The 24,466-nt window shown below is 51.3% G+C and carries 24 protein-coding genes; 16 read left to right on the forward strand and 8 right to left on the reverse strand.

Annotation, left to right across the window (positions count from 1 at the left end; all coding sequences use genetic code 11):
* Positions 1–7 precede the first annotated feature (7 nt).
* Both phoR and FKCLFG_RS04545 read left to right on the forward strand, forming a co-directional pair.
* A complete protein-coding gene (phoR, locus tag FKCLFG_RS04540) occupies positions 8–1,324 on the forward strand; it encodes a phosphate regulon sensor histidine kinase PhoR (RefSeq protein ID WP_472615039.1) in 1,317 nt (438 codons plus the stop codon).
* Between the two features lie 325 nt (positions 1,325–1,649).
* Positions 1,650–2,090 (forward strand): hypothetical protein, encoded by a 441-nt coding sequence (locus tag FKCLFG_RS04545; RefSeq protein WP_472615040.1) that lies wholly within the window; start codon positions 1,650–1,652, stop codon positions 2,088–2,090.
* Between the two features lie 145 nt (positions 2,091–2,235).
* Here FKCLFG_RS04545 and FKCLFG_RS04550 read toward each other — a convergent pair whose 3' ends face one another.
* Positions 2,236–3,276 (reverse strand): extracellular solute-binding protein, encoded by a 1,041-nt coding sequence (locus tag FKCLFG_RS04550; protein WP_472615041.1) that lies wholly within the window; start codon positions 3,274–3,276, stop codon positions 2,236–2,238.
* A 158-nt stretch (positions 3,277–3,434) separates the two neighbouring features.
* On the opposite strand from FKCLFG_RS04550, the gene FKCLFG_RS04555 reads away from it, so the two are divergent.
* Positions 3,435–4,340, forward strand: coding sequence for a patatin-like phospholipase family protein (locus FKCLFG_RS04555; RefSeq protein WP_472615042.1), 906 nt, complete (start codon positions 3,435–3,437; stop codon positions 4,338–4,340).
* Positions 4,341–4,349: 9 nt separating this feature from the next.
* Here the strand turns inward: FKCLFG_RS04555 and FKCLFG_RS04560 are convergent, their stop codons facing one another.
* Positions 4,350–4,868: a C40 family peptidase gene (locus FKCLFG_RS04560; protein ID WP_472615790.1), complete on the reverse strand. Its 519-nt coding sequence runs from the start codon at positions 4,866–4,868 to the stop codon at positions 4,350–4,352.
* A 269-nt stretch (positions 4,869–5,137) separates the two neighbouring features.
* On the opposite strand from FKCLFG_RS04560, the gene FKCLFG_RS04565 reads away from it, so the two are divergent.
* The 4 genes from FKCLFG_RS04565 (at position 5,138) to greA (ending at position 10,733) form a co-directional block, all read left to right on the forward strand.
* A complete protein-coding gene (locus FKCLFG_RS04565; RefSeq protein ID WP_472615791.1) occupies positions 5,138–5,545 on the forward strand; it encodes a GlcG/HbpS family heme-binding protein in 408 nt (135 codons plus the stop codon).
* Between the two features lie 232 nt (positions 5,546–5,777).
* On the forward strand, positions 5,778–6,941 hold the full coding sequence (carA, locus tag FKCLFG_RS04570) for a glutamine-hydrolyzing carbamoyl-phosphate synthase small subunit (protein WP_472615043.1): 1,164 nt from the start codon (positions 5,778–5,780) through the stop codon (positions 6,939–6,941).
* Positions 6,934–10,152, forward strand: coding sequence for a carbamoyl-phosphate synthase large subunit (gene carB, locus FKCLFG_RS04575; RefSeq protein WP_472615044.1), 3,219 nt, complete (start codon positions 6,934–6,936; stop codon positions 10,150–10,152). Before carA ends, carB begins: the two co-directional genes overlap by 8 nt.
* 104 nt (positions 10,153–10,256) lie before the next feature.
* Positions 10,257–10,733, forward strand: a complete 477-nt coding sequence (gene greA, locus FKCLFG_RS04580) for a transcription elongation factor GreA (RefSeq protein WP_472615045.1) — start codon at positions 10,257–10,259, stop codon at positions 10,731–10,733.
* Between the two features lie 138 nt (positions 10,734–10,871).
* Here greA and FKCLFG_RS04585 read toward each other — a convergent pair whose 3' ends face one another.
* The gene (locus FKCLFG_RS04585; protein ID WP_472615046.1) at positions 10,872–11,345 is read right to left on the reverse strand and encodes a YhbY family RNA-binding protein; all 474 of its coding nucleotides are present in this window, start codon (positions 11,343–11,345) and stop codon (positions 10,872–10,874) included.
* Positions 11,346–11,392: 47 nt separating this feature from the next.
* On the opposite strand from FKCLFG_RS04585, the gene FKCLFG_RS04590 reads away from it, so the two are divergent.
* From FKCLFG_RS04590 to glmM, 4 genes are all read left to right on the forward strand, one after another.
* Positions 11,393–12,037, forward strand: coding sequence for an RlmE family RNA methyltransferase (locus FKCLFG_RS04590; RefSeq protein WP_472615047.1), 645 nt, complete (start codon positions 11,393–11,395; stop codon positions 12,035–12,037).
* A gap of 127 nt (positions 12,038–12,164) precedes the next feature.
* Positions 12,165–14,051: an ATP-dependent zinc metalloprotease FtsH gene (gene ftsH / locus FKCLFG_RS04595; RefSeq protein ID WP_472615048.1), complete on the forward strand. Its 1,887-nt coding sequence runs from the start codon at positions 12,165–12,167 to the stop codon at positions 14,049–14,051.
* 85 nt (positions 14,052–14,136) lie between these two features.
* Positions 14,137–14,976, forward strand: a complete 840-nt coding sequence (gene folP / locus FKCLFG_RS04600) for a dihydropteroate synthase (RefSeq protein ID WP_472615049.1) — start codon at positions 14,137–14,139, stop codon at positions 14,974–14,976.
* Between the two features lie 20 nt (positions 14,977–14,996).
* A complete protein-coding gene (gene glmM, locus FKCLFG_RS04605) occupies positions 14,997–16,328 on the forward strand; it encodes a phosphoglucosamine mutase (RefSeq protein ID WP_472615050.1) in 1,332 nt (443 codons plus the stop codon).
* A 77-nt stretch (positions 16,329–16,405) separates the two neighbouring features.
* On the opposite strand, the gene FKCLFG_RS04610 is transcribed toward glmM, so the two are convergent.
* The 5 genes from FKCLFG_RS04610 to FKCLFG_RS04630 all read right to left on the reverse strand — a co-directional run bounded on the left by FKCLFG_RS04610 (position 16,406) and on the right by FKCLFG_RS04630 (position 19,618).
* Positions 16,406–17,233, reverse strand: a complete 828-nt coding sequence (locus FKCLFG_RS04610) for a lipase family alpha/beta hydrolase (protein ID WP_472615051.1) — start codon at positions 17,231–17,233, stop codon at positions 16,406–16,408.
* A gap of 254 nt (positions 17,234–17,487) precedes the next feature.
* Entirely contained in the window at positions 17,488–17,991 is a 504-nt protein-coding gene (locus FKCLFG_RS04615) for an RDD family protein (protein WP_472615052.1), read from the reverse strand.
* A 6-nt stretch (positions 17,992–17,997) separates the two neighbouring features.
* Positions 17,998–18,624 (reverse strand): DUF3106 domain-containing protein, encoded by a 627-nt coding sequence (locus tag FKCLFG_RS04620; protein ID WP_472615053.1) that lies wholly within the window; start codon positions 18,622–18,624, stop codon positions 17,998–18,000.
* A gap of 2 nt (positions 18,625–18,626) precedes the next feature.
* Positions 18,627–19,052, reverse strand: a complete 426-nt coding sequence (locus tag FKCLFG_RS04625) for a DUF3619 family protein (RefSeq protein ID WP_472615054.1) — start codon at positions 19,050–19,052, stop codon at positions 18,627–18,629.
* A complete protein-coding gene (locus tag FKCLFG_RS04630; RefSeq protein ID WP_472615792.1) occupies positions 19,049–19,618 on the reverse strand; it encodes an RNA polymerase sigma factor in 570 nt (189 codons plus the stop codon). The genes FKCLFG_RS04625 and FKCLFG_RS04630 overlap by 4 nt, the downstream gene beginning before the upstream one ends.
* Positions 19,619–20,154: 536 nt before the next feature.
* Between FKCLFG_RS04630 and FKCLFG_RS04635 the strand changes: the two genes are divergently transcribed.
* From FKCLFG_RS04635 to FKCLFG_RS04655, 5 genes are all read left to right on the forward strand, one after another.
* On the forward strand, positions 20,155–21,873 hold the full coding sequence (locus FKCLFG_RS04635; RefSeq protein WP_472615055.1) for an acetolactate synthase 3 catalytic subunit: 1,719 nt from the start codon (positions 20,155–20,157) through the stop codon (positions 21,871–21,873).
* A gap of 1 nt (position 21,874) precedes the next feature.
* Positions 21,875–22,366 (forward strand): acetolactate synthase small subunit, encoded by a 492-nt coding sequence (gene ilvN, locus FKCLFG_RS04640; RefSeq protein WP_472615056.1) that lies wholly within the window; start codon positions 21,875–21,877, stop codon positions 22,364–22,366.
* Between the two features lie 35 nt (positions 22,367–22,401).
* Entirely contained in the window at positions 22,402–23,418 is a 1,017-nt protein-coding gene (gene ilvC / locus FKCLFG_RS04645; protein ID WP_472615057.1) for a ketol-acid reductoisomerase, read from the forward strand.
* Between the two features lie 80 nt (positions 23,419–23,498).
* On the forward strand, positions 23,499–24,236 hold the full coding sequence (locus FKCLFG_RS04650; protein ID WP_472615058.1) for an SIMPL domain-containing protein: 738 nt from the start codon (positions 23,499–23,501) through the stop codon (positions 24,234–24,236).
* Positions 24,237–24,247: 11 nt separating this feature from the next.
* The gene (locus tag FKCLFG_RS04655; protein ID WP_472615059.1) at positions 24,248–24,439 is read left to right on the forward strand and encodes a hypothetical protein; all 192 of its coding nucleotides are present in this window, start codon (positions 24,248–24,250) and stop codon (positions 24,437–24,439) included.
* Positions 24,440–24,466: the final 27 nt, after the last annotated feature.

Below are 24,466 nucleotides of genomic sequence, written 5' to 3' on the forward strand. Positions count from 1 at the left end.
AGACATTATGAGAGCAGCGTTGTTGTTCTGGATTCCGGCCGCCTTGCGGCTGATAATCCTCTTGCTTGGGGCCACAGTCTTAGGATATTTTTTCGGCCTGGTAGCGGGTTTGATTGCCGCCCTGATCGCGGTCATCAGTCAGTTGGGCCTGCAACTATCCTATCTTTACCAGTTAAATTCCTGGCTGGATGAGCCCATCAGCGCGAAATTGCCCGATGGCTGGGGCGCCTGGACCGATGTTTTCTCCCGTCTGTACCGAACCCGCCGCCTGGATGAAAAGAATCAGATTGAGTTGACCGAGTGGCTGGCGCGCTTTCGACAGGCTATGCACTTGCTGCCTGACGGGGTGGTCATCATGGATGATGTACTGTTTCTGGAATGGTGCAACCCGGCGGCAGAAGAGCATCTCGGCCTGACCCTGGATCGGGACAAGGGAATGCGGGTGACCAACCTGGTGCGCAGCCCGGACTTCATGGATTACATTATCCTGGGCCGTTATGAGCGGCCGCTGACGCTGTCGTTTAAAGAGCGCAAGCTAATCGTCCAGATTATCCCTTTCGAAAGTCGCCGCCAGATTCTGGTCACGCATGATGCGACCGATTCCGATCGTATTGACATGATGCGGCGCGACTTCATCGCCAATGCTTCGCATGAATTACGTACGCCGTTGACTGTCATTAACGGTTTTCTTGAAATTGCGCTCGGCCAGGGCAAGCTGGAGCCGCAAACCCGGACCGCGCACCTGAAGCTGATGTCAGAGCAGGGCAGACGCATGCAGAACCTGGTGGAAGACATGCTAACGCTGTCTCGCCTGGAGTCGGTCGATTACCCGATACGCTCGCAACATGTCAAGATACAGGTGTTGCTGGAAAGCATTCTGCGCGAGGCTAATGCCCTATCATCCGGACGGCATACGGTAACGCTGGAAATCGACGGCCCCGACATCAAGGGCAATACGGAAGAACTCAGAAGCGCTTTTGGCAACCTGGTGTCAAATGCAGTGCGCTATACCGACGACGGAGGAACCATCCAGATCGGCTGGCACATGGGTGCCAGCGGGCCACAATTTTCGGTGCAGGACACTGGCATCGGGATTTTGCCGGAAAATATCGCGCGTCTGACCGAGCGCTTCTATCGGGTCGACAAAAGCCGCTCCCGCGAGACCCAAGGCACAGGCTTGGGTCTGGCTATCGTCAAGCATGTGCTGTTGCGGCATGGCGCGACTCTGTCGATCGAATCGGCGCCCTCCGCCGGCAGCACCTTCACCGTACAGTTTTCCCATGGGTCTTTGTGTGAGCCGGCAGCGCTGCCGATGACAAAATGATTCCATTTGTTTCGTTTGATCTATGCCATAGGATCGCCTGTTATTTGTTTCATGGTGGCATTTTGCGGGCAGAATAAGACCCTATATCTCCGAGTCTTTGCGTCTTTGAATTGCTCCGGGATACTTCCTGAATGGCTTGGTATCGTCGTCGTCCAGGTTTATCAAACGGTCAAACGGGCACCATATGAGACTGATGCGGCGTTGCGATCTGAAAAAATGCTGCACCGCCGGCGTTTTTTTAATGCTATCCGGGTGCGCCAGTCTGTTGCCGCATTCCCGGGAAGATATGCGCACTCCATGGCACAGTTATTCTGATGCACAAGCCATGTTTGACAGCATCATTCCCTATACAACTTCGACAGCGGAACTGAAAGCGTTAGGCGTCGATCCGGAAAAAACGCCAAACGTCGCCATCTTGAGTCACGCCGACTTGCTGCGCAAGATTACCGCCGGCTCTTCCATCGATATCCGTTTGCTGGATACGGAATTGCAAAGCTGCCTGATGGAAAGTAAGACTTGCGTTGCCTATGAGATAGAACAGACGCATCTTGAACGCAAACGTTTTGGCAATTTTTGGTTGGATTTTCTGAATTTCCAGCGACGCGTGGATATTTCCGGATGGCAGTTCGATGCAATCGTCGTGGTCAGGAATGCGCGCGTGATATACAAACTGTGGAGTGGCAAGCCGAATATCCGGCAATTGCAGGAAGAGCGCACCCCTTTGGGGCCGCTACAGGGCTTGGGCGGTTCTTTGGTGCGCCGCTAGAGTCTGCTCCGGTCTCTTTTCCGGTGCTGCCTTGCCTCTGAAGTACTGGATAATGTATTTTAATTTTACCAATTAAATAATGCGCTAACAGGATAGCTATTACTGATACTCCCAATAACTATCCTGTTGTGTGGAGATTCGCGATTTATTTGTAGCCGGCGCGATCAAGGATTTTTTGCGCCACAATCTGGTTCTTGCCTATGGTGGCGATGGAAAGTTTCTCGGCCTTGAATTTGCCGAGCGACTCCAGTGCGGCATTGTGCGTTTTGACAGTGTGCACCGCTGGCCATTCGTTATTGCCATCAGAGAAATTACGCTGGGCGGAATCGCTGGCCAGATATTCTAAAAATTGGACTGCTGCTTTCGGGTGCGGAGCATTCGTGGCAACTCCGCCGCCGGCGACATTCACGTGTGCGCCAGAGGTTTTTTGATTGGGCCAGACAAAGCCGATCTTGCTCATTGCCTGGCGATCTTCCGGTTTGGTCGAGCGCATCATGCGCACGTAGTAATAGGTATTGGCTAGCGCTACCCCGCATTCGCCGGAGGCTACGCCATTGATCTGGTCGGTGTCGCCGCCGCGCGGAGGGCGGGCAAAATTGCTGACCATGCCGCGCGCCCAATCTTCTGTGGCCTTCTCGCCATCGCGCTCAACCAGAGAACCGATCAGGGACAGCATGTAAGGATGCGAGCCGGAGCGGGTGCAGACTTTACCCTTGTTTTTCGGTTCAGCCAGAGCTTCGTAAGTTGCTACATCTTCCGGTTTGACTGTTGCTTTGTTGTAGACGATGACGCGGGCGCGGGTCGAAAAGCCATACCACTGCGGTCCTTGGCCAGCGTCATTGCCTTGTAGGTGGGCCGGGATGCGCGCTGCTAGCACCTTCGATTTGACTGGTTGGAACAAACCCTCAATTTGCGCGCGCCACAGACGCGCGGCGTCCACCATCAGGATGATATCGGCCGGACTGTTCTTGCCTTCAGTCTTCAAGCGTTCTAACAGCGCATTATCGTCGGCTTCGATGCGGTTAATTTTGATCCCGGTTTTTTTGGTAAAGTCGCCATATAACGCATCATCGGTCTGGTAGTGGCGGGCCGAATAAATGTTTAACTCCTTGTCTTCTGCATGGACGCCAGCAACGACAGACAATGCAATAGCAGCGGACAGGATGTTGAGGGTGAATTTATGCATGCGGAATCCTTAAATGAGAATGATTTGCAACTTTTAAAGTATAACTGAAACAATTTTAAATACAAATCATTCTCAATTAAAAAATTTCGCAACGCAATATAAACCCGCGTCATAAGCTACAATCCGCACGTTACAAAACAGGCCCAAGCCATAACTCAATGCCATCTCTACGTTGTTTGTTTCCCTGCCTGAGCGCGGCACTATTTCTGATAAGCGGTTGCAGCCTGATTGCTCCAGCCCCGGTTGCCGAACCTGTAGCCATTAAACCAGTGCGTAATATCAAGATTGGACTGGCTTTAGGTGGTGGTGCTGCCCGCGGTTTTGCCCATATCGGCGTGATCAAGGCATTGGAGGTGCAAGGTATCGTTCCCGATATCGTGGTTGGAACCAGCGCCGGCAGCCTGGTCGGCGCCCTGTATGCGGCGGGCAACAATGGCTTCGCTTTGCAGAAAATGGCGATGGAGATGGATGAAGCCGCTATTTCGGACTGGTCGGTGCCGCTGTTTTCCAAGTTTAGCGGAATCATCAAGGGTGAAGGTTTGCAGAATTACATCAACAAGACGATTCGTGACGTGCCGATTGAAAAGCTGAAAAAGTCGTTCGGCGCAGTGGCGACCGATTTGAATACCGGTCAGCCCATTTTGTTTCAAAGGGGTAATACCGGCCTGGCAGTCAGAGCTTCATCGGCTGTACCCAGCATTTTTCAGCCGGTTAAAATCGGTAGCCATACTTATGTCGATGGAGGATTGGTGTCGCCAGTTCCCGCGAAGTTTGCGCGCGACATGGGGGCCGATTTTGTGATTGCGGTAAATATTTCATCGCAAGCCGATGTACTGACGGCGTCGGGTTCGCTTGATGTTCTGCTACAAACTTTCACCATCATGGGGCAGCGGATCAATAAATATGAGTTGAGAGAGGCTGATATCGTCATCCAGCCTGGTTTGGGTGGCATGAAGGGTAATGACTTCAATGGCCGTAATGTAGCCATCATGGCCGGTGAAAAAGCAACCGTTGCCGCGATGAGTGAAATCAAGAACAAATTAAAGGTAATGCGGCAGCAATAAAGCTCTTATTTATTGCACTGGTTCATTGATGCGGCGGGCGCCGTTGAAACGCTGTTTCCAGTATCCAATATCCATGCTTTCAATCCGCACCCGACCTCCGGCCGATGGGGAGTGGATGAACTTGTTATTGCCCAAATAAATTCCGACGTGCGAAAAGCTACGCTTAAGCGTGTTGTAGAACACTAGATCGCCTGGTTGCAGGTTTTGCGGCTCAATTGTCTCGCCAACTTGGCTAATTTCAGCCGAAGTGCGGGGCAGATTGGCTCCCCAAGCTTCTTTAAATACGTAACGCACTAAACCGCTGCAATCGAGCCCGCTTTCAGGTGTGTTGCCGCCGTATTTGTAGTGAATTCCGATCATCCCCATCGCTTGCATGGCCAATTCCGAGGCGCGATTGGAAAATTCAGCCGCACGATGACCCAAGTTCTGCAGTTTTTCGAGCGCAATGTTGGTTTTTGGCGGCAAAGGTTCAGAGGCCCAAGTCTGGCCATAACATAGCAGTGCGCTAACAAACATACACGAACGCATAATTTTTCTGCTCTGGCTAAACGCGAATTCTATTGTCATTGTTGCAACTTTATTCTATGAAGCTACAATGTAAATGAATGTCGCCAGCCTGTCAAAGTGCGGGACTGAAATAAATTTCATTTAATGGCTGGTTTTAGTCCGTCTGCGAAGGTCATCACTCTTGTTAAATGTGGCTGGCTTTAAGCGGCTTGCTGAAAGTAAAAACAGTTTTGATAGTGGGTATCTGGCACCTGTCGTACAATCCAGCAATATTCATTTCAGGAGGCGTGATGCAATCCAAGCAAATATTGACCCTTGACGATGTCAAGAAAATTGCCGCCGCAGCAGAAGCGGAAGCCAATAAAAACAATTGGGCAGTCGTGATTTCGATTGTGGATGACGGCGGGCATTTGCTCTGGCTGCAACGATTGGATGGGGTGGCACCGATATCGGCCCATATTGCGCCAGCCAAGGCAAAAACCGCTGCAATGGGTTGTCGTGAATCCCGGGTTTATGAGGAAATGATCAACAACGGTCGCGTTTCTTTCATGTCGGCACCATATATCGATGGCATGCTTGAAGGTGGTGTCCCTATCATGATTAATGGGCAATGCCTGGGAGCGGTCGGTGTCTCCGGCGTAAAATCTGCCGAAGATGCGCAGATTGCCAAGGCGGGTATCGCTGCATTATCGTTGTAAGCACACAAAATCTTTCCCTGACGTTTGTGGGTTTCTTACGCAAGCTTACAGATTTACGGGAGAGGGTATTTTGCGTTACAATCACCGGGTTTAACTAAACTTACACCCGCCGTAGCGCATACCATATTTCATCCTGTCAAAACAATTTGTCACCGACTCAGGCATATAAGCCCGAGACGCCGGTGATTGTCTTGGTACGGCGCAGCGGCGGTAACAATATCAGGAGTTACCCTTGCTGCCATTCTTTTCTGGCCACACCGTTCCGGCCATACTCGCACTAGCAGATGGGTCGATTTTTCAAGGTTTCTCAATTGGCGCTGAAGGCCATACAACCGGTGAGGTGGTATTCAACACTTCGATGACCGGTTACCAGGAAATTCTTACCGATCCTAGCTATAGTCATCAGATCGTCACACTTACTTATCCCCATATCGGAAACACCGGCGTCAACCCTGAAGATGTGGAGTCCGGCAAAATACATGCGGCTGGACTAATCATCAAGGATTTGCCGATTGTTACATCCAGCTTTCGGGCCACGCAAACTTTATCGGATTATTTAAAAGCTGAAAACATCGTTGCCATTTCCGGTATCGATACTCGCAAACTGACCCGAATTCTGCGCGAAAAAGGGGCGCAAAGCGGTGCCATTCTGGTGGGCAATGATGTCGATCAAGCATTGGCGCTGGCACGCACTTTCCCAGGACTTGGTGGCATGGACCTGGCCAAGGTGGTGTCTACTACCAAACCTTATTCCTGGGTCGAGACCGAGTGGCATTTGGGTAGGGGCTATGATCGGCAAATAGCGCCAAAATATCATGTTGTCGCTTTCGATTACGGCATCAAGCGCAATATCCTGCGCATGTTGGCACAACGCGGTTGCAAGATTACTGTGCTGCCCGCACAAGCCAGCGCTGCAGAAGCATTGGCCCTGAATCCGGATGGCATTTTTCTGTCCAATGGCCCAGGAGACCCGGAGCCTTGTGATTACGCCATCACTGCTGTCACGGAATTGATAGAGAGCGGTATTCCGACTTTTGGTATCTGCCTTGGACATCAAATCATGGCACTGGCCTCCGGCGCAAAAACGCTGAAAATGAAATTTGGCCACCACGGTGCCAACCACCCGGTACAGGATTTAGAAACCAGGCAAGTGCTGATTACTTCGCAAAACCATGGTTTTGCGGTGGATGCGGCAACTTTGCCGGCCAACTGCCGAGTGACCCACGTATCTCTTTTTGATGGCTCATTACAGGGTTTTGTTCGCACCGACAAGCCTGCTTTCTGCTTTCAGGGACATCCTGAAGCGTCGGCCGGCCCGCACGATATCGCCCACCTGTTTGACCGCTTTGTGACAATGATGGAAACAAGCGTGACGGAGAAGAAAAAAAATGCCTAAACGCAATGATATTAAAAGCATCCTGATTATCGGTGCCGGTCCGATCATTATCGGCCAGGCCTGCGAATTCGATTATTCCGGCGCACAAGCGTGCAAAGCCCTGCGTGAAGAGGGCTACAAAGTTATCCTGGTCAACAGTAACCCGGCGACCATCATGACCGATCCGGAAATGGCCGATGTAACTTACATCGAGCCGATCACTTGGCAGGTGGTCGAACGCATCATCGACAAGGAACGTCCGGATGCGATTCTGCCGACCATGGGCGGCCAGACCGCGCTGAACTGCGCGCTTGATTTACACAATAATGGCGTGCTAGCCAAGTACAACTGTGAACTGATCGGCGCTTCGCCGGAAGCAATCGACAAGGCCGAAGACCGCTCCAAATTCAAGCAAGCGATGACCCGGATCGGTCTCGACTCTGCTCGCTCCGGTGTGGCGCATACGATGGAAGAGTCCTGGGTAGTACAAAAGGAACTCGGTTTCCCGACGATCATCCGCCCTTCGTTCACTATGGGCGGCAGCGGTGGCGGGATTGCGTATAACGCAGAAGAGTTTGAAACCATCTGCAAACGCGGCCTGGAAGCGTCCCCGACTTCCGAATTGCTGATCGAAGAATCACTGATCGGCTGGAAAGAGTATGAGATGGAAGTGGTGCGCGACAAGGCGGACAACTGCATCATCGTTTGCTCAATCGAAAATCTCGACCCGATGGGCGTGCATACAGGCGATTCGATCACGGTCGCGCCGGCGCAAACGCTCACTGACAAGGAATACCAAATCATGCGCAACGCCTCACTGGCGGTTTTGCGCGAGATCGGTGTCGATACCGGTGGCTCGAACGTGCAGTTTTCAATCAATCCGGCAGATGGCCGCATGATTGTCATCGAGATGAATCCGCGTGTATCGCGTTCTTCTGCGCTGGCATCGAAAGCGACCGGTTTCCCCATCGCGAAAATCGCTGCCAAGTTGGCGGTCGGTTTCACGCTGGACGAGTTGCGTAACGAAATCACCGGTGGTGCAACTCCGGCTTCGTTCGAACCATCGATAGACTATGTTGTCACCAAAATTCCACGTTTTGCCTTCGAGAAATTCCCGCAGGCGGATTCCCATCTGACTACGCAAATGAAATCGGTGGGCGAAGTGATGGCGATCGGACGCACTTTCCAGGAATCTTTCCAGAAAGCGTTGCGCGGTCTGGAAGTTGGTGTCGATGGTCTGAATGAAATGACCAAAGATCGCGAAATCATAGAGGAGGAACTCGGTGAACCCGGCCCGGAACGTATCTGGTATGTGGGCGATGCATTTGCCCAGGGTTTTACACTCGAAGAAGTGCATCAGCTAACGCATATCGACATGTGGTTTCTGGTGCAGATCAAGGAAATTGTCGATATCGAATTGTGGCTGGAAACCCAGACCCTCGATGCGCTGGACAAACCGCTGCTGTACAAGTTGAAACAAAAAGGCTTTGCCGACCGTCGTCTGGCAAAGTTGCTCAAGACTACCGAAACTGTTGTGCGTGAGAGGCGCCATGCGTTGAATATTCGCCCGGTCTACAAGCGGGTCGATACTTGCGCAGCGGAATTCTCGACCAAAACCGCGTACATGTACTCGACTTATGATGAAGAGTGCGAAGCGCAGCCGACTGACCGGAAAAAAATCATGGTGCTGGGCGGTGGTCCAAACCGTATCGGTCAGGGCATCGAATTCGATTACTGCTGCGTTCATGCAGCACTGGCGATGCGTGCGGATGGCTATGAAACCATTATGGTCAACTGCAACCCCGAAACGGTCTCGACCGATTACGACACCTCGGACCGGCTGTATTTCGAATCGCTGACACTGGAAGACGTTCTGGAAATCGTTGCCATCGAAAAACCGTACGGCGTTATCGTCCAGTACGGCGGTCAGACGCCGCTGAAACTGGCACTCGAATTGGAAGCCAACGGTGTGCCCATCATCGGCACTTCACCAGACATGATCGATGCAGCCGAGGATCGCGAGCGCTTCCAGCAATTATTGCAAGAATTGAATTTGCTGCAACCGCCTAATAGGACTGCGCGCACCGAGCAGGAAGCGCTGGAAAAGGCAATGGAGATTGGTTATCCGCTGGTTGTGCGCCCATCGTATGTGCTGGGTGGGCGTGCGATGGAAATCGTGCACGAGCAACGTGATCTGGAACGCTATATGCGCGAAGCGGTCAAGGTATCGCATGATTCGCCGGTATTGCTGGATCGTTTCCTCAACGATGCGATCGAGTGCGATGTCGATTGCATCAGGGATGGCACGCGAACCTTTATCGGTGGCGTGATGGAGCATATCGAACAGGCTGGCGTACATTCCGGCGATTCTGCGTGCTCGCTGCCGCCTTATTCACTGTCGCAGGAAACCATTGATGTGATGAAGCTTCAAACTGCACAGATGGCGCAAGGCTTGAATGTGGTGGGTCTGATGAATGTGCAGTTTGCCATTCAGCAAAAGGACGGCAAGGATATCGTTTATGTGTTGGAAGTCAATCCGCGCGCCTCGCGCACGGTGCCTTTCGTCTCCAAGGCCACGGGTCTGCAACTAGCCAAAATTGCGGCGCGCTGCATGGTTGGGCAGTCCCTGGATAGTCAGGGCATTCTGAACGAAGTAGTGCCGTCTTATTACAGTGTCAAGGAAGCGGTTTTTCCGTTCGTGAAATTCCCGGGCGTGGATACAATTCTTGGCCCTGAGATGAAATCGACTGGCGAAGTCATGGGAGTCGGCAAAACCTTCGGTGAGGCTTTTGTTAAATCCCAGCTCGGTGCTGGCGTGAAATTGCCCAAGTCCGGCAAGGTATTTATTAGCGTCAAAGCCAGCGACAAACCGATCGCCGTGCAAGTCGCCAAAGATCTGGCTCGGCTCGGATTTGCGATTGTTGCCACCAAAGGTACGGCAGCAGCCATCAGCGCCGCTGGGGTGCAAGTCACGATGGTCAACAAAAAGAGCGAAGGTCGACCGCACGTTGTGGACATGATCAAGAATAACGAGATTGCCATGGTCATCAACACGGTCGAAGAAAAGCGCAGTGCGATCATCGATTCACGTGCCATCCGCACCTCTGCACTGGCAGCGCGTGTGACGACGTTTACCACTATTTTTGGCGCGGAAGCGGCGGTGCAGGGTATGGCGCATCTGGATAAGTTGCATGTCTATGATTTACAAGGGCTGCATAAAACTCTACACTAAGACGATACTTAAATAGTTAAACCCTAACCTGCAGAGGTCATAAACGGTGCCGAGCCTGATCGGTACCTTTTGTGGCCTCTGTAGCATTTATATAGTTGGAAATTATGAGCTCAGTACCTATTACCAAGCACGGCGCCGAACTTCTCAAGCAAGAGTTGCATCGTCTGAAAACAAAAGATCGTCATGAAGTTATTAGCGCAATCGCCGAAGCGCGCGCGCAGGGCGATTTATCTGAGAATGCCGAGTACGATGCGGCCAAAGAAAAGCAGAGTTTTATTGAGGGGCGTATTCAGAATCTGGAAGGAAAACTGGGCGCAGCCCAGATTATCGATCCATTGTTGCTGGAGGCTGAGGGACGCGTGGTGTTTGCTTCAACTGTCTACCTCGAAGATCTGGAGTCGGAGCTGAAAGTGACCTATCAAATCGTCGGTGAAGACGAGGCCGATATAAAGGAATTGAAGGTATCGGTGACATCTCCAATTGCTCGCGCACTAATTGGCAAATCCGCCGGCGATGTGGTCGAAGTTATGGCTCCAGCAGGTATCCGCGAATATGAAATTTTGGAAGTGCGTTATATTTAAAGCGCCTGCTCTGTGTTTCGCATCGATTGCCAGCAATTGAATTTTCAATGATTAACAGGGGGTATATTGAAAAATGCACCGTTCTCCGCATATTAATAAAGCGAAAAAATTTATACCCCCGTTTTTCAGTACTAGACGCTATTTGCTTCCGAGTGCGCTTTTTTTGGCGCTAGTTTGACGGGGCTTGGCGCGTTTGATGGTGCCACCTTCGGTTACGCGCTCATTGCCTTTGAGCATCACCTTGCTAACTGAGGGGCGCTTTGTTCCGCTGGCACTAGGTTTGACAATGGTCACCTCGCGCATGCCTCTGCCTTTTTTCTCGACGCGTCCTTTTGATGCTTCTTTTTGAGGACGATAAACCACCAGCAGTTTTCCAATATGCTGCACTGGAGCAGCCTTGAGATTTTCGCAAATGGTGTCATACATGGTAATCCGGGCTTCACGATCATCACCGAAAACACGTACTTTAATCAATCCGTGCACATCGAGCCCCGCATCAATTTCTTTGAGCACGGCAGGCGTCAAGCCGGCTTCACCGATCAACACAATAGGATTGAGCGCATGCGCTTCTGAGCGGAGTGCGCTACGTTCTACGGGGGTAAGTTTCAACATGATTTCGGTAACCAACTAATATATTCTAAAGGCACTATTCTACGCGAATGGCTAAAAACAAATTAAACAAAAACTGGCTGCACGATCATATCAACGATCCCTATGTAAAGCTGGCGCAGAAAGAGGGTTATAGAGCCCGGGCTGCATATAAGCTCAAAGAGATTGATGAGGATGAAAAACTGGTCAAGCGCGGCCAGGTCATTGTTGATCTAGGCTCTACTCCAGGCAGTTGGTCGCAGTATGTGCGCAATAAACTCTCCGGCCAGGATGGAGGTGGCATTCATGGCACGATTATCGGCCTGGACCTGCTGCCCATGGAGCCAATTGCGGATGTGCACTTTATTCTGGGGGATTTTCGTGAGGACGGTCCCTTACTTGCTCTGGAAAATGTGTTGGCTGGGCGCAAGGTAGATCTTGTGTTATCCGATATGGCTCCAAATTTATCCGGGATTGCTGTGACAGATGCGGCGCGCGTCGAATACCTGATCGATTTGGCCATAGCCTTCTCTAAGATACATATGAAGCCATCCGGCTCTTTACTGGTCAAATGTTTTAATGGCATGGGCTTCAATGATATTTTGGCGAAATTAAAATTGGAATTTAAAATTGTTACACAGAAGAAACCGAAAGCGAGCAGGGACAAGTCTTCTGAGATATTTTTACTTGGAAAAATTTTGAAAAATCCTGCGTAGATTACATTTCACACCTTGATTTTCACATTAAGCAGTCGCATATGCGCAATATCAAGCGCATGACATTGCGCGTAAAATAAGCACAGTGGGATAGGCAACAAATCGCGTTCGCGCTAAAGGAGTTCTTGTGAACAATATGTTTTCCAAAACAGCAATTTGGGTGGTGATTGCCCTTGTGCTATTTACCGTATTTAAACAGTTCGATAGTCGAGGAATGGCGGCTGGTGCTACACCTATTCAATATTCCGATTTTCTCGATGAGGTGAAGGCCCAGCGCATCAAGGAAGCGGTTATCGAGGATCGCAGCATCATTGCGACCACGAGCGATGGCAAGAAAGTTAAGACTTCAGTTACTTATCTAGACCGTGGTTTGATCGGCGATTTGGTCAACAATGGCGTCAAATTCGACATCAAGCAACCCGAAGAGCAGTCTTTCTTGTCGCAAATCTTCATTTCCTGGTTCCCGATGTTGTTACTGATTGGAGTGTGGGTATTTTTCATGCGCCAAATGCAGGGTGGCGGCAAGGGCGGTGCCTTTTCTTTCGGCAAATCCAAGGCGCGCATGCTCGATGAAGCTAGTAATACGGTGACTTTCGGCGATGTGGCCGGTTGCGATGAGGCCAAGGAAGAAGTGCAGGAATTGGTCGATTTTCTGAAAGAGCCTGCCAGGTTCCAGAAATTGGGCGGCCGCATTCCGCGTGGTGTCCTGTTGGTTGGACCTCCGGGTACAGGCAAAACTTTGTTGGCGCGCGCCATTGCTGGTGAAGCGAAGGTGCCTTTCTTTACAATTTCAGGCTCCGATTTCGTTGAAATGTTCGTGGGCGTTGGTGCGTCGCGGGTACGTGACATGTTCGAGAATGCCAAAAAGAATGCGCCCTGCATTATCTTTATTGATGAAATTGATGCGGTCGGACGTCATCGTGGTGCTGGCATGGGCGGCGGCAATGATGAGCGTGAACAAACGCTGAACCAGTTGCTGGTCGAGATGGATGGCTTCGAACCTAATGCCGGTGTCATTGTGATTGCCGCAACCAACCGTGCCGATGTTCTAGATAAGGCGCTGCTGCGCCCTGGCCGTTTTGACCGTCAGGTAGTGGTTGGTTTGCCTGACATACGCGGTCGTGAACAGATTTTGATGGTGCATATGCGCAAGGTGCCGGTTGCACCCGACGTCAAGGCAGATATTCTGGCCCGTGGCACTCCTGGTTTTTCTGGTGCCGACTTGGCCAATCTGGTCAATGAAGCCGCACTGTTTGCAGCCCGCCGCAATAAGCGACTCGTCGAAATGAAAGATTTCGAGGATGCTAAAGACAAAATCGTAATGGGCCCCGAGCGCAAGTCCGCGGTCATGCGCGAAGAAGAACGCAGGAATACGGCTTTCCACGAATCCGGGCATGCGGTAGTAGCAAAATTATTGCCAAAAGCAGATCCAGTGCATAAAGTCACCATCATGCCGCGTGGTTTTGCGCTCGGTCTGACGTGGCAATTGCCGGAGCATGATCGCGTCAATATGTATAAGGACAAGATGCTGGAAGAAATTGCCATCCTGTTTGGTGGCCGTATCTCGGAAGAAATTTTCATGCATCAGATGTCGACCGGCGCCTCGAACGACTTTGAACGCGCTACTAAACTGGCTCGCGCCATGGTCACTCGCTACGGCATGTCAGAATCTCTTGGTACGATGGTGTATGAGGATACAGAGCAAGATGCCTACTTTGGCCGCTCGTCTGCAAAGACAGTATCCGAGGCCACGCAACAAAAAGTTGACACCGAGATTCGACGCATTCTCGATGAACAGTACGCACTCTCACGTAAATTGCTGGAAGATAATCGTGAAAAAGTCGAGATGATGGCCAAAACCTTGCTGGATTGGGAGACCATTGATGCAGACCAAATCAACGACATTATGGAAGGCAACGCGCCACGCCCACCTAAAGATGGCATTCCGGCGAAGCGTTCTTCGTCCGATGATCATTCCGGTGATATATCACCCACTGCAACTGCACCTGCTTAACAACAGAAAGTTGTCCTCAGGCTGGACCCAGATGTAATTGCAAGGGTGAGACTATTCGGTCTCACCCTTTTTTATTATGGTCAATATGGAAACTTATTTTCAATGTGGACGTTATCGCTTGCCACTGCAGGAGGGTACGCGGCCACTCGTTATGGGCGTGCTGAATGTGACCCCGGATTCTTTTTCGGACGGGGGGCAATATCATGCGCTTGAGTCTGCGCTGTCGCATGCCGAACAGATGATTGCCGAGGGTGTCGATATCATCGACATTGGCGGTGAAACCACACGCCCCGGGGCTAAAGTGTTGCCTCTGAAAGAAGAATTGCAACGCATAATGCCGCTTGTTTACGCTTTACGTGATTGTGGCAAACCGATCTCGATCGATACCTACAAGCCGCAGGTAATGCGCCAAGCCTTGGCAGCTGGTGCCGACATGATTAATGACATCAACGGTTTCCGTGCGGAAGGGGCCGTGGATGCTATTAAAGACAGCGATTGTGGATTGTGTGTGATGCACATGCAAAAACAGCCGCAAAATATGCAGGATTATCCGCAATATACAAATCTGGTAGATGAGGTGGTTTGTTTTCTTCGGGAGCGCGTCGCGGTACTGCAGGCAGCAGGTGTTTCCCGCTCACGCATTTGTATTGATCCCGGTTTTGGCTTTGGCAAAACTTTGCCGCACAACCTGGATTTACTCAAGAGCATCGCCGTGATGCAGGAGACGCTGGACTTACCTTTGTTGGCCGGACTGTCGCGCAAATCCATGCTGGGTGCAATAACCGGGCAACCGGTTCAGAAGCGGCTTGCCGGTAGCCTTGCAGCTGCCTTGGCTGCGGCAGCGAATGGCGCCAAGATAGTGCGCGTGCATGATGTAGCAGAAACAATTGACGCTCTTGCCGTCTGGCAAGCGGCGACACGATAAATAGAATAATGAGGATCAATATGTCGAGGAAATATTTCGGTACTGACGGAGTGCGCGGTCGCGTGGGAGATGCACCGATTACCCCTGATTTTGTCATGCGGCTCGGTTATGCAGCAGGAAAAGTGCTCACCCGGACCGGGCTGACCGATACTAAGCCGGCAGTATTGATCGGCAAGGACACCCGTATCTCTGGTTATATGCTGGAGGCGGCGTTGGAAGCAGGGTTTTCCGCCGCCGGCGTAGATGTAATGCTGGCGGGCCCGGTGCCGACACCCGCAGTAGCCTACCTGACCCGCGCACTTCGTTTGTCTGCCGGTGTTGTTATTTCTGCTTCCCACAATCCTTACTATGACAATGGGATCAAGTTTTTTTCTGCCCAGGGCAACAAATTGCCGGATACCGTCGAGCAGGCAATCGAAGATGCGCTGGAGACTCCCATGTCCTGCGTATCTTCTGAGAAATTAGGTAAAGCCCGACGTATTGATGATGCGCAGGGCCGATATATCGAGTTTTGCAAATCGACTTTTCCGAATGAGCTGGATTTGCGAGGGCTGAAAATTGTTCTCGATTGTGCTCATGGTGCCGCCTACCAGATTGCCCCGCTTGTATTCCATGAATTAGGTGCGGATGTCGTCACCATTGGAAATCAGCCTAATGGCTTGAATATCAATGACGGTTTCGGCGCTACAGCGCCTGAGGCCTTGATAGCTGCCGTGCGCGACCATCAGGCTGATCTGGGCATTGCTCTGGATGGCGATGCTGACCGTTTGCTGATGACAGACGCTAGCGGGTGCCTGTATAACGGTGACCAATTGTTATATTTGATGGTCAAGGACCGATTAAAGAATGGGCCAGTGAGCGGCGCGGTTGGGACGCTGATGACTAATATGGCGTTGGAAGTTGCCTTGAAAAAAATGGGTGTCGGTTTTGCTCGTGCCAAGGTGGGTGATCGCTACGTGCTTGAAGTGCTGCAGGAACGTGGCTGGATTTTAGGCGGCGAGGGTTCTGGCCATCTATTATTTCTTGATAAACAGACGACAGGCGATGGCATCGTTTCAGCTTTGCAAGTTCTGTCTGCCCTGAAGCGCAGCGGTATGACGCTGGCCCAGTCGGTAGCTGACCTCCCGTTATTCCCGCAGACTTTAATCAATGTCAAAGTACCGGCCGGTTTCAATTGGCTGAAAAATGCTGGAATGGTGGCTGAGAAAGAGAAAGTGGAGCGTGAATTGGGTGACAACGGTCGTGTGCTGATCCGCGCGTCTGGCACCGAGCCACTGATACGTGTGATGGTTGAGGCTAAAAGCGCAGATTTGGCGCAACAGATGGCGCATCGTATTGCCACGAAAATATGAATTCAAAATTATTGTGGATTATTCCCCCGTGGTATTACGGTTGAATAGGTACCTGCGGTTGCAGTTTTCCTGAAAACCTAACCGTGCTCGACTGCAAGCTTGATTTCTTCAAGAGCCAGCGCTTGCACTACCGGGTGCAGTCCCAGAGCGACATGACCGATTTCAGACAATCCGATGTTTTTTGCGCCGTGGAGATGGCATGATCGTTGTGGCGCTACTATATTGTCGTGCAGCGAATAGATGGAAGTAATCAGCGCGCGACTGGCGGCGTCTTCCGAGTTGGCTAAATTGCGCAGCCAGTCGGAGGGCTGACCATGCTCCGCATCGCCACACCATCGCATCTGCAGACTGTTGATGCCAATAGCAAAATTCGCCAACACAGTGCCATGATGCGGGGTTCCAACAGAGATGATTTTTGCTATCCTGCGGCCGCTGTACTGGCGCAGATATGCCCGCGCGACCAGCCCACCCATGCTGTGCGCCAGAATGATAATTTGCTCTTTCCCGGTTGCTCGGCAGAGGTATTTCACCGCTTTGTCAATGCTGGCAGCATAGCCATCAATTCCACCCAATAATGGCTCAAGGTCGACAGCTTTGTGACTGATGTGCGACTGCACCAGGCACCGATGCATGCTGTGCCAATAGCCGCTATTGCAGCCATATCCATGTATGAGTAATACCGGCAACCCCGTTGCCTGCGGTGCAATAGCACCGGAAAATGATCGGAATGGCATATGCCACGAAGTCACCAGCATGCTAGCCCAGAACTCCTGCAGCAATAAGTGTATAGCCGTTTTCCAGCCAAGCCGCTGTTCGGTTGGTAGTGGGCTGCGGTGGCGATAGGCAATGAAAAAGCTGTTGGCGATCAACATAAAGCGAGCGCCGACGACTGCGCTGAAACTCAAGATCCATGCCAAAGGAATGCTGGTAACAAATAAAAAATCACGCAGCAGAATGTACAGACCAACGATTAGGGCGATTTGTAAAACAATCAAAACATTCGTGAGGAGTGTAATCATGAAAAGCCCAGTGCGACCACATCGAGGCGGTGATGGGTTACATGCGTTTTATTTTAAACAAATTTATATGGGAGTATGCTGTTAAACACCTTATTTTCCGCATAATAATAAGCGAATGTAAATAATACATGCCTTGGTATTTATTTTGCGCAGGTTTTTTTGCTGGGTGCCAGACTGACCAATCTGGTGCCGGCAAGTTTGTCATGTAAAAACTGGCCGTCTTTATCCAGTTTTGCTGTCAGTGCCCACAGGCACATGCCGGTAGCTATAACGCCAATGCCTTCCCACCCTTTCAGGCCCAATGCAAAATTGAGTGCCATGGCCGGCAGAAACCACATCCATGCCAGAAGGTAGCGTAGCGCCGCTTTGGCGAATGGGACGCTATCCAGACCAGGCGCTTCAAGCTTGATATGCCAAGTCTTCATCGCCAGTGTCTGGCCGCCGCGCATCCAGCTATACAAAAAATATGCACCCAAAACAATAAACAGCCAGAATTGTCGTGTGTGTCGCAATGTCAGAGCATGGCGGCTTTGCGTGAGGGTATCGAGTAGCAGCCCCGCAACGAAAACGATGCCAAAAACCAGCATGGCTTCGTACAGCATGCAGACCAAGCGACGTTTAAGCAGGGCAGGTGGTTTCAGCAAGGAGTTCTACTTTGTGTCGAGTGGCGCGGAGGGCGTCAGTATACTGGAATCTTTGTCAGGCGTTTGATTGGGTGACGTCGGTATCTTTTTGGGCTCTACACGCAAAATTTCATTGTTTTTGTGCGCCCTGGATAAATTTGCTACTTTTTTTCTGCTGGCAGCGGCAGCGGCAAGACTTTTTTTCTGTTCAGCGGAAAGTTGTTGATACTTTTGCCAATGTGCGCTTTTTTGGCTTGGATTGATTTTTTTTGCGCGCCAATAGTTCTCACGTGCAATGTGCCGTTGTTGCGGAGATAACTTGACCCATTCGCGCATCCGATTTTGTATTCGTCGGCGCTCTTCCGGCTGCATCGAGGGAAATTTATTGCCGATTGCCAGCCATTTCGTTTTCTGGGCGGAACCCATGCTGCCCCAATCGGCCGCCAATGGAGCAAGCGCCTGCTGTTGCGCTGCGGTTAATGTTGACCAGCCAGATTTGGCGTCACTTTGGGATGCCGCGGCCGCTTGAGTTGTCGTGGCAGTCGTACTTTGTGCCGCCGCTTCCGGGTTGGGGCCGCAGAGCGATAATGCGATTGTTAAAGCAATAAGCGCACATGCGCGAACTGTAGAGTGGAAAGTAATTTCATGCTCCATATTTACTCGCCGCGGTCAGTGAGATACGCGTTGAAACCATGATCGAGATAGGCGGCCGGCGGTAGTTCATCTGTCAGAATTGCGGTGTCGATATCTGCTGTGTCTGCGATACGCTGTTGCTGTTCAAATTGATAAATGCCGACTAGTCCGCCAATTAATACAAGCGCCGGCACGGCCAAGCCGATACGCTGCAACCAATTGAATGGAGTATGCAAGCCTAGTGTGCCGTGTGCGCCATATCCTGCAAGCCCTGCTTGTGTTACGGCTACGCGCAGCGGGGCATCTTTTTTCTTGCGCGACAATGCAATATTACGTGCCGTGGCCAATCTGGATACCGTGTCGTCTGGCAAATTCGCCATATTTTGATCCAGCGCGTGCCGAATTTTATAGGCGAATTCCAGTTCTTTGGCTTCTTTTGCGGTATTCATAATCGTATTCCTTTGGCGCGCAGAGAGATTGCGAGTGCATGCGTTGCCCTTGAGCAATGCGTTTTTACACTTCCTTCAGAGCAACCCATTGCGTCGGCTGTTTCCGTTACATCCATGTCCTCCCAATAACGCATCAGGAATGCTTCCCGTTGACGGGCAGGTAGTTTTTGTACTTCCGCGTCGATCAAGGTCAGCACCTGCATGCGCTCTACTTTGTCTGCACTGGATTCGGTTGCTTGCGAATCTCCCTGAGCTTCATGGTGTTCAAGCAGATCGAAGTCTTCGCCTTCTTCAGTGTTGCCGCGCATTGCCGAAAAAAGCGTAACCCAAGTGTTGCGCACTTTTTCCCGACGGAAAAAATCCAGGATGGTGTTTTGTAGAATGCGCTGAAACAACATCGGTAGCTCAGCGGCTGGTTTATCGCCGTATTTTTCAGCGAGCTTGATCATTGCGTCCTGCACAATATCCAGTGCCGTCTCGTTTTTACGTACTGCATAGAGCGCGTGTTTGTAGGCGCGACGCTCAACATTTTCCAAAAAATCCGAGAGTTCTTTGTCAGTTGCCACGTGCAGAAATGGTAATCGTGCGTTAAATAAAATAAATTCAGCCGGCGTCACAGTAAAACTGCAATGAAAGATACTGCATCGAACAGACTGGGGGATTTGGCGCAGTTTTTAAATTACGGGGCAATCGTAGCAAATATGGGGAAATCCTGCCTGCTTTTTGTAAGGGATGCCTAATTTGCACAGGATTAGCTTGACCAAAATGGTGCTACGCATTAACGTTACATTCGCTTCGCAATCTCGGAGTTACTGGTCTTTTCGTGCGCCGCGCATGATGCAGTGCATCGATTAGACGTGCTTTTACTTAAGAAGCTGTTTGTTCTAACCCACGCCACAAGCGTGAGAAATCGTAGTGCCGCAACAAAACTCTGGCTGAACGAGTGGCGTTTAGCGCTCACTTTGAACCATGTCTACGGATATGCTACGAAGCGACGTGACCGCACAAGAAAGGGAAGCCTCGGATTGTCGCATTGCACAGCATGATTTCGTCAGGAAAGAACATCCGATCAATCTCCAATGGATCTTGAAAGGAATGTAGCATGAGTGCAGAAGAAATTACAGGCGCGGAAATTGTAGTGCGTTGTCTGGCTGAAGAAGGTGTAGAACACGTTTTCGGCTATCCCGGCGGTTCGGTACTTTACATATACGACGCCATTTTCAAACAGAATAAGTTTCAGCATATTCTGGTGCGTCACGAGCAGGCTGCAGTGCATGCCGCCGATGCTTATTCGCGCAGTTCCAAAAAAATCGGTGTGGCCCTAGTCACGTCTGGTCCAGGCGTCACCAATGCGGTGACCGGTCTGGCTACTGCCTATATGGATTCGATTCCGATGGTGGTGATATCCGGCCAGGTGCCGTCGCACGCAATTGGGCAGGATGCGTTTCAGGAATGCGATACGGTGGGCATCACCCGTCCTTGCGTGAAACATAATTTCTTGGTCAAGGACGTCAGGGATCTGGCAACAACAATACGCAAAGCGTTTTTCATCGCGACTACCGGCCGTCCGGGCCCGGTACTGGTCGATATCCCTAAAGATATCTCGATGCACAGGTGCGTCTTTGAGTATCCGCGCGAACTGGAAATGCGTTCTTACAAGCCGGTCGATAAAGGCCATTCGGGCCAGATTCGCAAGGCGGTGCAATTGTTGCAGCAAGCCGAGCGGCCGATGATCTATGCTGGCGGCGGCGTGATTTTGGCCAATGCTGCTCCTGAGTTGAACAAGCTGGTCGATAAGCTGGGTTTTCCCTGCACCAATACGCTGATGGGATTGGGATCATGCAGAGCTTCCAGCGATAAATACGTGGGCATGCCCGGCATGCATGGTACCTATGAAGCGAACATGTCGATGCAGCATTGCGACGTATTGATCGCCATTGGTGCCCGTTTTGATGATCGCGTCATCGGCAATCCAAAACATTTTTGTTCATCCCCGCGTAAAATTATTCACATCGATATCGATCCATCGTCGATTTCGAAGCGCGTCAAGGTGGATATTCCGATTGTTGGTAACGTCAAGGATGTGCTGCAGGAATTGCTGGCGCAACTGGATGCGTCCGAGCTCAAGCCTAATGCAAACGCCCTGGCAAATTGGTGGAAACAGGTAAATGAATGGCGTAGTCGCGAGTGCCTGAAATACCCGACATCAACCGAGGTCATCAAGCCGCAGTCGGTGGTGCAAAAACTGTGGGAAGTCACCAAAGGCGATGCCTTCATTACTTCCGATGTGGGGCAGCACCAGATGTGGGCGGCGCAATATTATCCGTTCGAGAAGCCGCGACGCTGGATCAATTCCGGCGGTCTGGGCACGATGGGAGTCGGTCTACCTTTCGCAATGGGCGTACAGATGGCCAATCCGGATGCCACGGTCGCCTGCGTAACGGGTGAGGGTTCGATCCAGATGTGCATACAGGAACTGGCGACCTGCAAGCAGTACCACCTGACGCCCAAGATCATCATGCTCAATAACCGTTTTCTAGGCATGGTGCGTCAATGGCAGCAAATCGATTACGGCTCGCGCTATGCGGAGTCATATATGGATTCGTTGCCGGATTTCACCAAACTGGCTGAGTCTTTCGGCCATGTCGGCATGAAGATCGAAAAACCGGGTGATGTCGATGGTGCAATGCGCGATGCGTTTGCGATGAAGGACAAGTTGGTATTCATGAATTTCATTACGGATCAAACCGAGAACGTCTGGCCGATGGTCAAGGCAGGCAAGGGTCTGACTGAAATGCTGTTGGGCTCGGAGGATCTGTAATATGCGACATATCATTTCTGTATTGCTGGAAAATGAGGCAGGGGCTTTATCGCGTGTAGTAGGCCTGTTTTCCGCTCGTGGTTACAATATCGAGACTTTGACGGTCGCGCCAACGGAAGATGCAACGCTGTCCCGCATGACTATCGTCACTAGCGGGTCTGATGACGTCATCGAGCAAATTACCAAGCACTTGAATCGCCTGATCGAGGTGGTCAAGGTGGTTGATTTGACCGAGGGTGCGCACATCGAGCGTGAATTAATGCTGATCAAAGTGCGCGCGGTCGGCAAGGAAAGGGAAGAGATGAAACGCACCGCGGATATTTTCCGTGGCCGCGTCATTGATGTCACCGATAAAACTTATACCATCGAACTTACTGGCAATAAGGGCAAGCTTGATGCATTTATCAATTCAATCGAGCGCACCGCCATCCTGGAAACGGTCCGCACCGGCGGTTCCGGCATCGGTCGCGGCGAACGCATCCTCAAAGTTTAATGTAATCATCACCTTCAACTGATTTGGGAATAATAATGAAAGTTTTCTACGATAAAGATTGCGACCTGTCGCTGATCAAAGGCAAAACTGTAGCAGTTATCGGATACGGTTCGCAAGGCCATGCACACGCACAAAATCTCAATGACTCAGGCTGTAAAGTTACGGTCGGCCTGCGCAAGGGCGGCGCTTCCTGGGACAAGGCTAAAAATGCCGGCCTGAATGTTGCCGAAGTCAATGACGCGGTCAAGGCTGCCGATGTCATCATGATCCTGTTGCCGGACGAGAATATCGCTCAGGTTTACAATGAAAACGTCGCGCCGCACGCCAAGCAAGGTGCCGTACTGGCTTTCGCGCACGGCTTCAATGTGCATTACGGCCAAGTCGTGCCACGCGCTGATCTTGACGTCATCATGATCGCACCGAAAGCGCCAGGTCACACTGTGCGTGGCACTTACACCCAAGGCGGTGGCGTACCGCACCTGATTGCCGTCCATCAAGACAAATCCGGCATTGCCCGTGATATCGCGCTTTCCTACGCAATGGCCAATGGTGGTGGACGTGCCGGCATCATTGAAACTAATTTCCGCGAAGAAACTGAAACGGACTTGTTCGGTGAACAGGCTGTCTTGTGCGGCGGTACTGTTGAACTGGTCAAAGCCGGTTTTGAAACTCTTGTGGAAGCAGGTTATGCACCGGAAATGGCTTACTTCGAGTGCCTGCACGAGTTGAAGTTGATCGTCGACCTGATTTATGAGGGCGGTATCGCCAACATGAACTACTCGATTTCGAACAACGCCGAGTATGGCGAATACGTAACTGGCCCGCGCATTGTGACGGAAGATACCAAGAACGCCATGCGCCAGTGTCTCAAAGACATCCAGACCGGCGAATACGCGAAGAGCTTCATCCTGGAAAATAAGGCCGGTGCACCGACCCTGATTTCCCGCCGTCGCCTGACTTCCGAGCATCAAATTGAGGAAGTTGGCAGCAAGCTGCGCGCCATGATGCCTTGGATTGCCAAAAACAAGCTGGTTGATCAAAGCAAGAACTAAGAAATAGTCGTATCCGTATTGTTGTTCATTTAAAAAAAGGGGTGTGCGGCGACGTACACTCCTTTTTGTCTGGAAATGTTATGAAAAAAATCTGCACAGCAGTATCGCTATTGTTTGCAATCACTGGCGGGGCCATGGCTGCGCAAGTTGCCACTACCGGCACTCTCGTGAGCGTTTCTGCGGCTGGTGAAGTCCGGGCAGAAAACAATGAAGCGCGCGCCTTATTTTTTATCGAAGAACAGGATAAGGACAAGGCAGCGGCCGCTTCGAGGGTTAACCAGAAAATGAAGCAGGGCGTAGATATTCTAAAGAAGGAAGATCCTCAAGCGAAACTGGCTTCGCGCAATTACTACACTTATCCGGTCTATGCAGAAGAGCAGCCGCAAAGTGGCAATGGTGAGCCCAAGCGCCTGTTGACAGGATGGCGGGTCGGGCAATATCTGGACATGAAAACCGAGAACTTGCAAAAACTGCCCACCACCGTAGCAGCAGCACAAAATATTCTGGCGCTCAATGGCGTCACATTCGGCCTGTCCGAAGCCTTGAGTAAGCGCCTCGATGCAGACCGCATTACCGACGCTTACCAAAATCTGATGGCGCGGGTGCAGGTGATTGCCAAGGCGATGGGGCGCAATGTGGCAGACGCTGTCATGGAAAATATCGATTTTGACGGCGGCGATAATCCTGGACGGCCCTATATGGCAGCGTCAACGATGGGAAAATCGGCCAGAATGGATGGGCAGGTTGCCGAAGCCAGTTTCGAGCCAGGAGAAAGTACGCTAGCCACGCGCGTGGTGGCGCACGTACGGTTCAAATGACGCGGTAGATTATGGGCATTCTGTACAAAGTCATCGGGCTGTTGCTGCTGCCCTGTTTTGCATCCTGTTCCAAGCCGGCGCCGCCAGAAAATAATCCGCTCATGGAGCCGGTGAAAGCGCTGGAACGAGCCAAGGCTGTGGAAAGCCAGGTCACGCAGCAGGCCGAGCAGCAAAAGCGCATGTTCGAAGCCATAGAGAAATAGCGCGGTTTTCGTCGCAAGGAATTGACG

This window comes from Gelidimonas denitrificans (assembly GCF_055694065.1).